Annotated in this window: 15 protein-coding genes and 1 tRNA gene; 8 read left to right on the plus strand and 8 right to left on the minus strand. The window is 65.7% G+C overall.

The window, feature by feature from the left end:
• Positions 1–159: 159 nt before the first annotated feature.
• Positions 160–987 carry an ABC transporter substrate-binding protein gene (locus J2X92_RS27280; protein WP_307580641.1) on the minus strand — a complete coding sequence of 276 codons (828 nt, stop codon included), beginning with the start codon at positions 985–987 and terminating at the stop codon, positions 160–162.
• A gap of 175 nt (positions 988–1162) precedes the next feature.
• On the opposite strand from J2X92_RS27280, the gene J2X92_RS27285 reads away from it, so the two are divergent.
• A complete protein-coding gene (locus tag J2X92_RS27285) occupies positions 1163–1582 on the plus strand; it encodes a group II truncated hemoglobin (protein ID WP_307580643.1) in 420 nt (139 codons plus the stop codon).
• A 139-nt stretch (positions 1583–1721) separates the two neighbouring features.
• Positions 1722–2945 (plus strand): NAD(P)/FAD-dependent oxidoreductase, encoded by a 1224-nt coding sequence (locus tag J2X92_RS27290; protein WP_307580644.1) that lies wholly within the window; start codon positions 1722–1724, stop codon positions 2943–2945.
• A 214-nt stretch (positions 2946–3159) separates the two neighbouring features.
• Here the strand turns inward: J2X92_RS27290 and J2X92_RS27295 are convergent, their stop codons facing one another.
• Together J2X92_RS27295 and radC are read right to left on the minus strand one after the other, a co-directional pair.
• Positions 3160–3816, minus strand: a complete 657-nt coding sequence (locus tag J2X92_RS27295; protein WP_307580646.1) for a Smr/MutS family protein — start codon at positions 3814–3816, stop codon at positions 3160–3162.
• Positions 3816–4493, minus strand: a complete 678-nt coding sequence (gene radC, locus J2X92_RS27300) for a RadC family protein (protein ID WP_307580648.1) — start codon at positions 4491–4493, stop codon at positions 3816–3818. Before radC ends, J2X92_RS27295 begins: the two co-directional genes overlap by 1 nt.
• A gap of 107 nt (positions 4494–4600) precedes the next feature.
• Between radC and J2X92_RS27305 the strand changes: the two genes are divergently transcribed.
• The 3 genes from J2X92_RS27305 to J2X92_RS27315 are packed head-to-tail and all read left to right on the plus strand — an operon-like array spanning position 4601 to position 6968.
• The gene (locus tag J2X92_RS27305; RefSeq protein WP_307580650.1) at positions 4601–5044 is read left to right on the plus strand and encodes an FKBP-type peptidyl-prolyl cis-trans isomerase; all 444 of its coding nucleotides are present in this window, start codon (positions 4601–4603) and stop codon (positions 5042–5044) included.
• Positions 5041–6009, plus strand: a complete 969-nt coding sequence (gene ispH, locus J2X92_RS27310; RefSeq protein ID WP_307580652.1) for a 4-hydroxy-3-methylbut-2-enyl diphosphate reductase — start codon at positions 5041–5043, stop codon at positions 6007–6009. The genes J2X92_RS27305 and ispH overlap by 4 nt, the downstream gene beginning before the upstream one ends.
• Entirely contained in the window at positions 6006–6968 is a 963-nt protein-coding gene (locus J2X92_RS27315; RefSeq protein ID WP_307580654.1) for a threonine/serine dehydratase, read from the plus strand. The genes ispH and J2X92_RS27315 overlap by 4 nt, the downstream gene beginning before the upstream one ends.
• A 7-nt stretch (positions 6969–6975) precedes the next feature.
• On the opposite strand, the gene J2X92_RS27320 is transcribed toward J2X92_RS27315, so the two are convergent.
• Entirely contained in the window at positions 6976–7377 is a 402-nt protein-coding gene (locus J2X92_RS27320; protein ID WP_307580656.1) for a VOC family protein, read from the minus strand.
• Between the two features lie 61 nt (positions 7378–7438).
• Between J2X92_RS27320 and serS the strand changes: the two genes are divergently transcribed.
• The 3 genes from serS to shkS all read left to right on the plus strand — a co-directional run bounded on the left by serS (position 7439) and on the right by shkS (position 10593).
• Complete coding sequence (gene serS / locus J2X92_RS27325) at positions 7439–8770, plus strand: serine--tRNA ligase (RefSeq protein ID WP_307580658.1); 1332 nt, start codon at positions 7439–7441, stop codon at positions 8768–8770.
• Between the two features lie 68 nt (positions 8771–8838).
• Positions 8839–8928 (plus strand) — tRNA-Ser (locus tag J2X92_RS27330).
• Positions 8929–9177: 249 nt separating this feature from the next.
• Positions 9178–10593 (plus strand): surface-behavior sensor histidine kinase ShkS, encoded by a 1416-nt coding sequence (gene shkS / locus J2X92_RS27335; protein WP_307580660.1) that lies wholly within the window; start codon positions 9178–9180, stop codon positions 10591–10593.
• 184 nt (positions 10594–10777) lie between these two features.
• Here shkS and J2X92_RS27340 read toward each other — a convergent pair whose 3' ends face one another.
• The 4 genes from J2X92_RS27340 to J2X92_RS27355 form a co-directional block, all read right to left on the minus strand.
• A complete protein-coding gene (locus J2X92_RS27340) occupies positions 10778–11380 on the minus strand; it encodes a response regulator transcription factor (protein WP_055803034.1) in 603 nt (200 codons plus the stop codon).
• A gap of 72 nt (positions 11381–11452) precedes the next feature.
• Positions 11453–12781, minus strand: coding sequence for a tryptophan--tRNA ligase (locus tag J2X92_RS27345; protein ID WP_307580662.1), 1329 nt, complete (start codon positions 12779–12781; stop codon positions 11453–11455).
• A gap of 12 nt (positions 12782–12793) precedes the next feature.
• On the minus strand, positions 12794–13465 hold the full coding sequence (locus J2X92_RS27350; RefSeq protein ID WP_307580664.1) for a site-2 protease family protein: 672 nt from the start codon (positions 13463–13465) through the stop codon (positions 12794–12796).
• Positions 13466–13508: 43 nt separating this feature from the next.
• Entirely contained in the window at positions 13509–14144 is a 636-nt protein-coding gene (locus J2X92_RS27355) for an L-threonylcarbamoyladenylate synthase (protein ID WP_307580666.1), read from the minus strand.
• Positions 14145–14150 lie beyond the last annotated feature (6 nt).

A 14150-nucleotide genomic window follows, 5' to 3' on the forward strand; every position in this document is an offset into this window, starting at 1 on the left:
GGGGCGACAGTATCACCGCGTCGCAGGGAATTTGGCTCCCTCCCCCGCTGGGGGAGGGTTGGGGTGGGGGCGCGGCGGCGCTCAGCACATCGCGGCCTGTGCAAAGGCCGCTTGCCCCCATCCCTGCCTTCCCCCAGAGGGGGAAGGAGAAATACCGGATCAGTCGATCTTGTCGCTCTCGAGCTTGAAGTCGCGCGTCTGGAAGCCCGATGCCGTGTTCGGGCCATACCACTTGACGAAGATCTTCTGCGCCTCGCCCGACTTCTCGAGCTCGCGCAGGGTCTCGTCCACCACGGCCTTCAACCCGCTCTCGCCCTTCTTGATGCCGATGGCCAGCGCCTCGGTGCTCAGGTTCTGCTTGAGCACCACGTACTGGGCCTTCTGCGGGCCCAGCTTGGCATAGCTGCGCAGCAGAGCGGCCTCGTCGTCCACATAGCCCACGCCCTTGCCCTGCTGCAGCGCCTGGAAGGCCTGCTGGCTGGTGTCGAAGGTCACGACCTCGGCCGTGGGCACGGCCTTGCGGATGTTGGGCTCTTGCGTGCCGCCGCGGATGGTCAGCACCTTCTTGCCGGCGAGCTGGGGCACGTCGGTGATGCCGCTGTCCTTCTTCACGATGGCCTTCTGGCCGGTGACGAAGGTGGTGAGCGAGAAATCGATCTGCGCCTCGCGCTCCTTGTTGTGCGTGAGGCCGGCGGCCACCAGGTCGACATGGCCCTGCTGCAGCTCGGGAATGCGCGCGGCCACCGCGATCTGCTTGAGCACCGGCTTCACGCCGATCTTCTTTGCAATGGCATTCACCAAGTCGACTTCGTAGCCCACAATCTGGCGCGTCTTCGGATCGATGAAAGTGGCGGGCTCATCGGTGCCCAGCACGCCGACCACGAGTTCGCCTTTTTTCTTGATGTCGGCGAGCTGGTCTGCATGGGCGGCGATGCCCGTCAGCAGGGCGGAGGCCGCGAGGGCCGCGGCAATGATGTTCAAGCGCATGTTCTTCTCCTTCTGGGATAGCAGGGACGGCACCATATCAATAAAACCGTGGATTATTAAATCCTCAATCGACATATGCATATGGGCGCCCGAATGGTCCTGACGCGGGTGCTGGGATTCGCGGGAATTCGAACCTCGCGCAGCCCACGGCGGCGGCTGGAGAGATACTCCCGCCATGCAGATTCACGAAAAGCCACCCGTCGACACGCCCTTCGAATGGATCGGCGGCGAACCCAAGGTGCAGGCGCTGGTCGACCGCTTCTACGACCTGATGGAGCTCGAGCCTGCCTATGCGCAACTGCGCGCGGTGCACGGCACCAGCCTCGAGAATGCGCGCCAGCGGCTCTTCTGGTTCCTGTGCGGCTGGCTCGGCGGACCGCAGCACTACACCGACCGCTTCGGCCATCCGATGCTGCGCGCGCGCCATCTGCCGCAAAGCATCGGCGGGCACAGCATCGGCATCAAGGAGCGCGACCAATGGCTGGCCTGCATGGACCAGGCGATGGGCGAGACCGGCGTGCCCGAGGCGCTCCGCGCGCGGCTGCGCGATTCGTTTTTCCAGACGGCGGACTGGATGCGCAATCGCGGCGAATGAGGCTCGCCCCCAGTCTGCGCGCACTTCGTGTCGCCACGCCAACCCCCTACCGGGGGCAACACCAGAGGCCCGGCGAAACCGGTTCCTCGGTGTTCCACGAAGGATGCAGAACAATCTACGACTAGAAAGACCTGTCTACATGAATTCGATCGTCATCATCGGCGGCGGCCATGCCGCGGCCCAGCTTTGCGCCGGATTGGCCCAGGCGGGGCTGGGCGCCAACGTGCACCTCGTCTGCGAGGAGGCCTGCGAGCCCTACCATCGCCCGCCCTTGTCCAAGGCGTTTCTCAAGAGCGCCGAGGAAACCACGCAGCCGCACAAGGCCGCCGACTGGTACCGCGAGGCGGGCATCACTCTGCACCTGGGCGACGCAGCAGTCGCCATCGACCGCGAGGCGCACACCGTCACGCTGTGCTCCGGCGCCGTCCTGCCCTGGGAGCGGCTGGTGCTGGCGACCGGCACGCGTGCGCGCCAGATGCCCGACCTGAAGCCAGGGCTGGAGAACGTCGCCAGCCTGCGCGCCGCCGATGAAGCGCATCGCCTGCGTTCGCGGCTTGCCGATACGCAGCAAGTCACGGTGCTGGGCGGTGGCTTCATCGGACTCGAAGTGGCAGCCACGGCCAAGGCGCTCGGCAAGAGCGTGCAGGTGATCGAAAGCGCGCCGCGCCTGCTGGGTCGTGCCGTGTCGCCGGAGCTTTCGGCCCATGTGCTGGCCACGCATCGCGCGGCGGGCATCGACGTGGTGCTTGGCGCGCGCACCGGCGCGTTCGAGGTCGAAGGGGAGCGGCTGATTTCGCTCCAGGTCAACGGCGTGAAGCAACCGGTGGACCTGCTGCTGCTCGGCATTGGCGCCGTGCCCGAAACCGCGCTGGCGCAGGCCGCCGGCATCGAATGCGCCGACGGCATCGTGGTCGATGGCCACATGCAGACCAGCGCGGCCGACGTGCTCGCTGTAGGCGATTGCACGCGCTTTCCCGATCGGCGCGCCGGGCGCGCACTGCGGCTCGAATCGGTGCAGAACGCGAGCGACCAGGCGCGAACCGCGGTCGCCACGCTGACCGGCGCTGCACGGCCGCACGACGCCGTGCCATGGTTCTGGTCCGACCAGGGCAGCCTGCGCCTGCAGATGGTCGGACTGGTGCCCGCCGAAGGCACGCCGGGCTCAACCAGCGTGCGCCGGCCGGGCCCCAAGCCCGATGCGTTCTCGCTGTTCCACTATGTCGATGGGCAGCTGGTGTGCGTTGAATCGGTCAACGCGCCGGTCGATCACATGATGAGCCGCAAGCTGCTCGAAGCGGGGCGCAGTCCCACGCCCGAAGCGGTAGCCGACGCGGCCGTTCCGCTCAAGAATCACCTGGCATAGCCGCTACCGGGGTGGCGCGGAACACCGCGGAACCGGCTTTGCCGGGCCGCTGGTGTTGCCCCCGGTAGGGGGTTGGCGTAGCGACACGAAGTGCGCGAAGACTGGGGGCGAGCCAAGTGCAACCGCGGAACCGGCTTTGCCGGGCCGCTGGTGTTGCCCCCGGTAGGGGGGAGTCGAGCTACACGAAGTGAGCGAGGGACGGGGGTGGGCCCGTTCAGCGTCGCGCCGGCGCCAGCAGCACCACCAGGGCGCCCGCGCCGCCCTCGGCGGGCTTGGCCTGCACGAAGGCGATCACCTCGTTCTTCTGGATCAGCCAGCGCTGCGTTTTGGTCTTGAGCACCGGCTGCCTGCCGGGCGAGCCGAGGCCCTTGCCGTGCACCACCCGAACGCAGCGCAAGCCTTGCTTGTACGCGTTGCGTATGAAGCCGCCGAGCGCCTCGCGCGCCTCGTCGCTGCGCAGGCCGTGCAAGTCGATTTGCGCCTGGATGCTCCAGTCGCCCTTGCGCAGCCGCGCGGTCACGTCGGTGCCGATGCCGGGGCGGCGAAAGCTCATGGCGTCGTCGACGTCCAGCAGGGTCGTCACGTCGAATTCGTCGGACAGCGATTCGCGCAGCACACGCTGTTCGTCGAGCTGGTGCTGCACGGGAATGGGCGCTGGCGGCTCGGGCGCGAGCGGCACTGCCGCCTTTCGGCGAAGCGGCTCGGTGGCGCCGATGGCGCGGGTGAACAGGTCTTTTTCGGCGGCGCGCTTGCGTTCCGCCGCGGCCTTGGCGGCGGCGGCGGCCGCTTCGCGCTCGCGGGTTTCGGCCAGCGCGCGCTGCACCTGCTTCAGGTCCGCCAGGTTCTTGATGGGCGGCGTGCGGGAAGCCATCAGAGCAGCCCTTTCTCGGCCATGGAAAAAGCCTGGCCGGCGCTGACGATCACGTGGTCGAGCACGCGCACGTCGATCAATGAAAGCGCGGCGCTGAGCGTTTGCGTCAGCGTCTCGTCGGCCCGGGAGGGTTCGATGTTGCCGCTCGGATGATTGTGTGACAGCACCACGGCCGCCGCGTGGTTTTGCAGCGCGCGCGTGACCACTTCACGCGGGTAGACGCTGGTCTGGGTGAGCGTTCCGCGGAACAACTCTTCGAGCACGATGAGCCGGTGCTGCGCGTCCAGAAACAGCACCGCGAACACCTCATAAGGGCGCGATCCGATGTGCAGCTGCAGGTACTGCTTGACGGCCCCGGGGGAGTCGAACACCGCTCGCTCCTTGAGGCGCTCGGCCATGGCACGTCGCGCCAGCTCGAGAACCGCGATGAGTTCGGCGCGCTTGGCGTCGCCGCCCATGCCCTTGATCACCTTCAGATCCTCGGCGCTGGTCTGCAGCAGGCCCGATAGGCCTCCAAAGTGTTCGAGCAGTTCCTCGGCCAGCTGCAGCACGTTTTTTCCGGCCACGCCAGTGCGCAGCAACAACGCCAGCAGTTCTGCGTCGGCCAGCGCGCCGGCGCCTCGTGCGATGAGCTTTTCGCGCGGACGGGCGTGAGCGGGGAGATCCTTGAATGCCATCGAAAACCTGGTGAAACCTTGAAAGAGCGGGTGGAAGCCCCTGCTCCTTAAAATGCAGTCCAGTTTATCGGGACACCCCCTTGTCTTTGCCTACCTCCCCTGCACCCATGTCCCACGTCGTGACTTCCGGCTCGTTCCTGACCCTGCATTACCGGCTCGCTGGTCCGGCGGGAGACATCATCAATACTTTCGACGACAAGCCCGCGACCCTGTCGCTGGGCACGGGCGAGCTTTCGCCCGCCATGGAGCAGCGGCTCATGGGCCTGGAAGAGGGCACCCACGCCACCTTCGAGCTGCCTGCCGGCGAGGCTTTTGGCGAGCGCAACCCCGAGATGCAGCAATGGGTGGCAAGGAAGCTGCTGGCGCAGATGGGCGACCCCGACGAGCAATACGCAGTGGGCGACGTGGTGCAATTCCCCACGCCCGACGGCTCGGGCAGCTACGCGGGCGCGGTGGTCGAATCGAACGAGACCGCCGTGCGCTTCGACTTCAACCATCCGCTGGCCGGACAGCCGGTGACCTTCGAGGTGCGCCTGATCGGAGTTCTATGAATCGGAGCCTTGAAGAAGTCCTCCTCGCCGAGCCGCGCGGCTTCTGCGCCGGTGTGGACCGCGCCATCGAGATTGTCGAGCGCGCCCTTGCCAAGTTCGGTGCGCCCATCTATGTGCGCCATGAGATCGTGCACAACACCTATGTGGTGAACGAGCTCAAGGCCAAGGGTGCGATCTTCATCGAAGACCTCGCCGATGTGCCGCCCGGCGCCACGCTGGTCTTCAGCGCGCATGGCGTGAGCAAGGCGGTGCAGCAGGAGGCGCGCGACCGCGGCTTCGACGTTTTCGACGCCACCTGCCCGCTGGTGACCAAGGTGCACGTCGAGGTCGCCAAGCTCGCCAAGGAAGGCTACGAGTTCATCATGATCGGCCACAAGGGACACCCGGAGGTCGAAGGCACCATGGGCCAGCTCTCGAGCGGCATTCACCTGGTGGAAGACGTGGAAGACGTCGCCAAGGTGGCGCCCGCGCAGACTGAGAAGCTCGCGGTCGTCACGCAGACCACGCTCAGCGTGGACGACGCAGCCGAAATCGCGGCGGCGGTGCGTGCGCGGTTTCCGAAGGTGCGCGAGCCCAAGCAGCAGGACATCTGCTACGCCACGCAGAACCGACAGGACGCGGTCAAGATCATGAGCCCGCAAGTCGACTTGGTGATCGTCGTCGGCAGCCCCACCAGCTCCAACAGCAACCGGCTGCGCGAACTGGCGCAGCGCTTGGGCACCGAAAGCTACATGGTCGATTCGGCCGACGAGCTCAAGCCCGAGTGGTTCGAGGGCAAGGGCCGCATCGGCCTCACGGCCGGTGCCTCGGCGCCCGAAGTGCTGGTGCGCGAGGTGATCGAGCGGGTAAGGGCGCTCGGCGCGGTGTCGGTCCGCAAGATGGACGGCATTGAGGAAACCATCAAGTTTCCACTCCCCAAGGGCCTCAAGCTCGACGACATTCCTCCCCCGGGACACATCTCTTGACCAACGAAAACACCGACTGGCGCTCTGAAATTGACAGCGCCGCCCGCAGGCTGCGCGAGGGTGCTGGCGGCTTCCTGCGCCAGACGCCGCTCTGGAAATTGCCGGCTTCCGCTTTCGGCATCGAGGTGCCCGGCGTGGAGTTGTGGCTCAAACTCGAGCACATGCAGGTGAGCGGCAGCTTCAAGGCGCGCGGCATGATGAACCGCCTGCTGGCCAACGACATTCCCGAGAGCGGCGTGGTCGTGGCCTCCGGTGGCAATGCGGGCATCGCCACCGCAGCGGCCGCCAAGGCCCTGGGCGTGCGCTGCCAGGTGTTCCTGCCTGGCGTTTCGCCCGAAGCCAAGCGCGAAAGGTTGCGGGCGCTGGGCGCCGAGGTGATCGTCGTCGGCGAGTTGTACCCCGACGCGCTGGCCGCCTGCCTCACGCGCCAGAAGGAAACCGGCGCCTTGCTGACCCATGCCTACGACCAACCCGAAGTCGTGGCCGGCGCGGGCACGCTCGGTGTCGAGATCGAAGCCGAGAGCGGCTTGCCCGATTCGGTGCTCGTGAGCGTCGGCGGCGGCGGCCTGATCGGCGGCCTTGCCGGCTGGTTTCAGAAGCGCGCCCGCGTGGTGGCGCTCGAGCCCGAGAAGGCGCCCACGCTGTTCCGTGCCCGAGAGGCCGGCGAACCGGTCGACGTCGATGTGGGCGGCATCGCCGCCGATTCGCTCGGCGCGCGCCGCATCGGCGCCATCTCGTGGGAAATTACCCAGCAATACGTGCAGGACGCGCTGTTGCTGTCCGACGAATCCATCCGTGCCGCGCAGCAGTGGCTGTGGAAGGAGCTCAAGCTCGCCGTGGAGCCGGCCGCGGCGCTGCCGCTCGCGGCTTTGCAAACCGGGGCTTATGTGCCGCGCGAAGGCGAGAAGGTGTGCCTGATCGTCTGCGGAGCGAATGTCGACCCGGCCACGGTCGCCTGAAGTCCTTTTATTTCTCGCAGTTCACCATCCACGGCACGCCGAACTTGTCGGTCAGCATGCCGAAGCCGACGGCCCAAAACTGCGGGCCGTAGGGCATCGTGATCTGGCCGCCCTGGGCCAGTGCGTCGAAGAGCTTTTTGCCTTCTTCCACGCTGTTGGCCTGCACGGAGAGCGAGAAGCCCTTGTGGCCCTCAAAGGGCATGCCGGGCGGCATGTCGGAGGCCATCAGCTTGTGGCCCCGGGCTTCCAGCGCGGCGTGCATGATCTTGTTCTTGTGTTCGGCGGGCGTTTCGGCACCCATGGGACTTTCGCCGAAGGTCATGCTGAAGATGACCTTGCCGTCCAGCGCCTTGGCGTAGAAGGCCATGGCCTCGGCCGCATTGCCGTTGAATGTCAAATAGGCTTGCATCGCTTTTTCCCTTCGGTTGAGGTGTGGGAAGCAAGATGCTACGCCCACCTAAAATCCCCCCATGCTTGACATCACCCTGCTCCGCAAAGACCTGGCCTCCGCTGTCGCCGGCCTCGAAAAACGCAAGAAGAACCAGCCCTACCTCGACGTGGCGGCGTTCACCGCGCTCGAGGCCGAGCGCAAGACACTGCAAACCCGCACCGAGGAAATCCAGGCCCGCCGCAATACGCTGAACAAGCAGATCGGCCCGCTCAAGGCCAAGGGCGAATCGACCGATGCGCTGATGGCCGAAGTCAACGCGCTCAAGGCCGAGCAGGAGTCGCAATCCAGCCGGCTGGAACAAATCCAGCCCGAGCTGCAGGCGCTGCTGCTGGCGGTGCCCAACCTGCCGCATGCCAGCGTGCCGCTCGGCGAGGACGAAACCGGCAACGTCGAAATGCGCCGCTGGAGCCCGCAGGGCGGCGCCGGCGCCAACGCCACGCCGCTGGCCTTCACGGCAAAAGACCACGTGGATCTGGGCGCGCCACTGGGGCTCGACTTCGAAATGGGCGCCAAGCTATCCGGCTCGCGCTTCAGCGTCATGAAGGGGCCGATTGCCCGGCTTCACCGCGCGCTCGCGCAGTTCATGCTCGACATCCAGACCGAGAAGCACGGCTACACCGAGTGCTACGTACCCTACATCGTCAACGCCGCCACCCTGAGCGGCACCGGCCAGCTGCCCAAGTTCGAAGGCGACCTGTTTGCCGCCAAGAAGGGCGGCCAGGACGGCGAGCCCGCGCCCGACCATTCGGCGCTCTACCTCATTCCCACCAGCGAAGTGCCGCTGACCAACTTCGTGCGCGACGAGGTCGTGCCTGAGGCGCAGCTGCCGATCAAGCTCACGGCCCACACGCCGTGCTTCCGCTCCGAAGCCGGCAGCGCGGGCCGCGATACGCGAGGCATGATCCGCCAGCACCAGTTCGACAAGGTCGAGATGGTGCAGATCGTCCACCCCGAGAAGAGCTACGACGCGCTGGAACAGATGACCGGCCACGCCGAAGCCGTGCTGCAGGCCCTGGAGCTGCCGTACCGCGTGGTGCTGCTGTGCACCGGCGACATGGGCTTTGGTTCGACCAAGACCTACGACCTCGAAGTCTGGCTGCCGGCGCAGAACACCTACCGCGAGATCAGCTCGGTGTCCAACTGCGAAGCCTTCCAGGCGCGCCGCCTGCAGGCCAGGTTCAAGAACGCGCAAGGGAAGAACGAACTCGTCCATACGCTCAACGGCTCCGGCCTGGCGGTCGGCCGCACCCTCGTCGCGGTGCTCGAAAACCACCAGAACGAAGACGGCTCGATCAACGTCCCCGCCGCGCTGCGGCCCTACCTGGGTGGGCTGGAACTGCTGCGCGGCTGATCGGGCAGGGCGGATCGGGCTTCAAAAACCCCGTTTTTGTCTGCTAGAATCAGAGGCTCGACAGCACCGGAGAGGTGGCAGAGTGGTCGAATGTACCTGACTCGAAATCAGGCGTACTAGCGATAGTACCGAGGGTTCGAATCCCTCCCTCTCCTCCATAAATGGCCCCGCAAAGGGGCTATTTTTTTGCCTGTTTCGCGCTGCTTCTCCATCTTTGATGGCTGTCCGCGAGGGCGAAACGGGACCTTTCGTATCCGGCCCTAGCGCTTCGTTCGTGGGTGCCGCATCACGGCGCTGCGCCATCGTCCAAAGTGGCCGCAACCGCCCGTTAAGATCGCCACCTCTTCATTCCCGCAACCTGCGGGCGGTTTCTGTAGTCGAAAACTAAAAAGAGGGCTCAGCGCCACATGGCCAATGCGTCGATCGCAAGCGTGACACCGGTCCCGGCTTCGGCCGATGAAGCCGAATCGTGGGTACGCGGCGAGCTGATCCGCAGCCTGATGCGCTCCGCGCGAGGGTCCTACATGGTCTCGGCAGCGCTGATGCCGTTGATGGTCGGCCTGAACTGGAGCTATATCCCGCACTGGGAACTGCTCACGTGGCTGGCGGCAGGGTTCATTGCCACCGCCTGCCGTGCCTGGGGCGCCAAGGTCTATGCGGTGCGCTATGCCGGCCGAAGCGCCGCCGCACAGCAGCAGTTCACCGAGCGCTATGGCTTCATCTGGAGCACCAGCGCGGTCGTGTGGGGTGCGTCGGTGCTGCTGTTCTTCGAGCGCACGCCGCAGGTCAACCAGTTCATGAGCTGGCTCATCGTGGCAGGGGTCGGCACCTTTCCGCTCAACGGGCTGGCGCTGCATCCACCGCTGCTCAAGCGCTATGTCAATACGCTGTTCATCACGATGCTGGGGGCGGTGCTGATACGGCTCGTGAGCATCAACATCGCGGAGCCGCACTTCCAGTACGGCTTCCTGATGCCGATCCTGCCCATCCTCCATTGGTTCTTGCTGCTGCGCGCGGGGCGCAACATCCACGAGTCGGCGCGCAACAGCCTGGAACTGCTGTTCCACAACCACATCCTGATCAAGTCGCTCACGCAGCAGCGTCAAGCCGCGGTGGCGGCCGTGGCCATGAAGAATCGCTTCCTGGCCAGCGCCGCGCATGACATGCGCCAACCCGTGCTGGCCTTGTCGCTGTACGCCGACTGGCTGCGCAACGAGCCCGAGCTGGTGCTGGAACTCGCGCCCAAGATCGTTCGCGCGACGCACGCGGTGAACGCGCTGTTCGACTCCATGTTCGACCTGGCGCGTATCGACTCCGGCCAGGTGCGGCTGCACATCGAGCGCGTGGATGTGGCCGAGTTGCTGCACGACCTCGAGCTTCAATACCGCCCGGTGGCCGAAAGCCGAGGCCTGGATTTTCGCGTGCACGTGACCGAGGGCAGCTTTTTAACCGACCCGATCCGCGTGCGCCGCATGATCGGCAACCTGCTGGCCAACGCCATCAAGTACACCACCGACGGCGGCGTGCTGCTGGCCTCCCGGCAATCGCGCGACGGCCTGCGCATCGAGGTGTGGGACACCGGCATCGGCATTGCGCCCGAAAACCTGCGCGACGTGTTCCTGGAGTTCTACAAGGTGGCCGACCACGCCGGCACCTCAGACGGCTTCGGCCTGGGCCTCGCCATCGTCGCCCGCCTCTCCCACGTGCTCGGCCACCCCGTCAGCGTGCGCTCCCGCCTCGGCAGCGGCAGCGTCTTCCGCGTCGCAATGCACGACGCCGACGAAGCCGTCGCCCAAGCTCGCGTCAGCGCCTCCGGGGGCTGAGCCTCAGAAGCCCTCAACGAAAAACCGCGCCGGAGCGCGGTTTTCAGCAGCCTAAACGGGCCGCACCTGTCCCTTCCAGAAACACCGAGGAACCGGCTTTGCCGGGCCTCTGGTGTTGCCCCCGGTAGGGGGAGGGAGAAGCGCACGAAGTGCGCGGAGCCTGGGGGCGAGCCTAGTCTCGAGCTTAGTTACTCGAAATCAACCCATTGGTACGCGCATAGTGCAGCGCCTGCGTGCGGCTCTTCACGCCCAGCCGGCGGAACAGGCGCCACAAGTGCACCTTCACCGTGTGCTCGCTGATCTCCAGGTCGGTGGCGATGTCGCGGTTGCTCATGCCCTTGTCCAGCATGGCAATCAGCTGCGTCTGGCGCTTGGAAAGCTTGCTGTTGCTGGCCAGCGCAGGCTCGTCCGCCTCTTCGGAGCCAGCCATCAGCAGGCCGCGCAGGGCCGCGGCCAGTTCGGCCGAGCTGGCCGACTTCTCGATGTACGTGTCGGCGCCCGCTTCGATGCATGCGTCTTCCATGTCCCCAGCTGGCGCTGCCGAATAAACGGCGATTGGCACGTTGGGATACACCTGCTTGACCGCGACCACGCCCGAAACGCCGTTGGTGTCGGGCAGCTTCAGGTCCAGGCAGAAAAGGGTGGGCGCACCGCGCTGCTGGACCGAACTCGCGAGCTTGTCGAGACGCTCGAGCTCGACGATGTTCTCGGCCGGCCGCAGGCGCCGCAACACCATCACGATCGCGTCGCGCATCAGGGGGTGGTCGTCGATGACATAAATGCTCATGTTTTCTTCCTTAGTGTTCGCACCGTCTTCTTTCGTCTTTCCTCGGCGGGTAAGCCGACGGATGTTGCCGGATCAACTCCCGTTGGTAGGGGCCGTTGCTTCCGCCAGTGCCTCCAGCGCCTCGTTCGCGGCGCGTAATTCTTCCGGCCCGGCCGGCTCGAGCCGGTCGGCCAGCGTGGCCAATGCCGCGCCGCGCTGCTGCTGCAGGGCGGCAATGGCACGGCCGGCTTCCTGCGGCGAGGCGAAGCCGCGGCTTTGCAGCAGGGCAGCGCCGCTTGCATCGAGCAGCTTGAAATAGAACAGGCCGTCGCGCTCGCGGTACTGCTTGAAGCTCGGCTTGGCCACCTTGGCCTTGCGGGCGCCTCCCTTGCCGGCGCCTGCTGCGAGGTTGCGCAGGCCCACGGCATGGCGCAGCTCGGCCATGAAGGGGCGCGCCAGCTTGCGGGCCTTTTCAGCGCCGATGAGCAGGATGCGCTCGATCTCCGCCGGGTCGTTCATCAGCGCTTCGTAGCGCGCGCGCAGTGGCGCCACTTCCAGGTCGATGCGCTCGAACAGCATCTGCTTGGCATCGCCCCAGCCGATGCCTTCGGCATAAGCCTTGCGCAGCGCCTCGGTTTCTTCGGCGCTGGCAAAGGCCTGGTAGATCTGGAACAGCGCCGAGCCTTCGGTGTCCTTGGGCTCGCCGGGCGCACGCGAGTCGGTCACGATGCTGGCAATCTGCTTTTGCAGCTGCGCGCGCGGCGCGAACATGGCAATGGTGTTGCCGTAGCTCTTGCTCATCTTGCGGCCGTCGAGGCCGGGAAGGGTGGCCACCGCATCGTCGATCTCGGCTTCGGGCAGGGTGAAGTGCTCGCCGTACTGGTGGTTGAAACGCTGCGCCATGTCGCGCGCCATTTCGATGTGCTGCACCTGGTCGCGCCCCACGGGCACCTTGTGCGCGTTGAACATCAGAATATCGGCGCCCATCAGCACCGGATACATGAAGAGGCCGGCCGTCACGTCGGCATCCGGGTCTTCGCCCTTGGCGATGTTCTTGTCGAGCTGTGCCTTGTAGGCATGGGCGCGGTTGAGCACGCCCTTGCCGGTCACGCAGGTGAGGAACCAAGTGAGCTCGGGAATCTCGACGATGTCCGACTGGCGGTAGAAGGTGACGCGTTCCGGGTCGAGTCCGCAGGCCAGCCAACTGGCGGCAATCTCGAGCGTGGAGCGCTGGATGAGGGCCGGCTCCTGCACCTTGATGAGCGCGTGGTAGTCGGCCAGGAAGAAAAAGCTCTCCACGCCCGGCGCGACGCTCTGCCGCACCGAATGGCGGATCGAGCCGACGTAGTTGCCGAGATGCGGCGTGCCCGACGGCGTGATGCCGGTCAGGACGCGCAGGGGAGCGGAAGGAGACGTAGCCATGGGGAAGAGAACTTAACGCAGCAAAGCCGTGAGCGGTGAGATAAGCAGGTTGATGACGGTGTAGCCAACGTCCATCAGTGGACGAAGCCAGAAGGTGCTGACGACGCCCGCGAGCACCAGGGCCATCACGATGAAGAAGCCGAAGGGCTCGATGCGCGCGAGGAAGTTCTGCGCCGCTCCGTTGGGAAGCAGGCCCGCGAGCACGCGGCCGCCGTCCAGCGGAGGCAGCGGAAATAAGTTGAAAGCCCACATCACGAGGTTGACCAGCACACCGCCCTGCGCCATCTTGATGAAAAAGGTTTCATTCACGCCGGCCGCGATGAGCCCGACCAGCACCAGCGCCCAAAGAATCGCCTGCACGAAGTTCGACGCCGGCCCCGCCAGCGCCACCCAGATCATGTCGCGCTTCGGATGACGCAGGCGCCCGAAGTTCACAGGCACCGGCTTGGCGTAGCCGAAGAGAAAGGCTCCAGAAGTGGCAAAGTACAGCATCAGCGGCATCAGAATGGTCCCGATGGGGTCGATGTGCTTCATGGGGTTGAGCGTGACGCGACCCATCACCTCGGCCGTGTTGTCGCCAAAATGGCGCGCCACATAGCCGTGCGCCGCCTCATGCACCGTGATCGCGAAGACCACGGGCAGTGCGTAAATAAGTACCGTCTGTATCAGGTTGGAAATATCCACTGTGCGATTGTGTCAGACAGAGTTAAAGCTTCAGTGCCGCTTGTCAGAGACCCAGCACCGCCAGCGCACCGCGGCCTTGCCGCACCACGACAGGATCGTCGCCCGTTCCCATCGGCGTGAGATCGACCACGGTGGTGGGCTGCGATGGGCACGCGCCCGCATCGATGACCGCGCCGATCTGTTTCTCGAAGCGCTCGCGGATGGTTTGCGCGTCATTCAGCGCCTCCGTTTCTCCCGGCGCGATCAGAGTGGTCGCCAAAAGCGGCGCGCCGTGCAGCATCAGCAGTTCGAGCAGCACCTTGTGGTCGGGCACGCGCAGGCCAATGGTCTTGCGCTGTGGATGGCTCACGCGCCGTGGCACTTCCTTGGTGGCTTCGAGCAAAAAGGTGTAGGGGCCTGGCGTGGCGGCCTTCAGCAGCCGGTATTGCTTGTTGTCGACGCGCGCGTAGTTGGCCAGTTCGCTCAGGTCGCGGCAAATCAGCGTGAGGTGGTGCTTCTCGTCGACCTGGCGGATGCGGCGCAATTGGTCGACCGCGTCCTTGTCGTCGAGATGGCAGGCCAGCGCGTAGCTCGAATCGGTGGGCACAGCCACGATCTCTCCGCGCTGCAGCAGCGCCGCGGCCTGCTTCAGGAGGCGTTGCTGGGGATTGTCGGGATGGACTTCGAAGTACTGGGCCATGAAGAA

This window comes from Variovorax paradoxus (assembly GCF_030811855.1).
GTDB lineage: Bacteria > Pseudomonadota > Gammaproteobacteria > Burkholderiales > Burkholderiaceae_C > Variovorax > Variovorax paradoxus_L.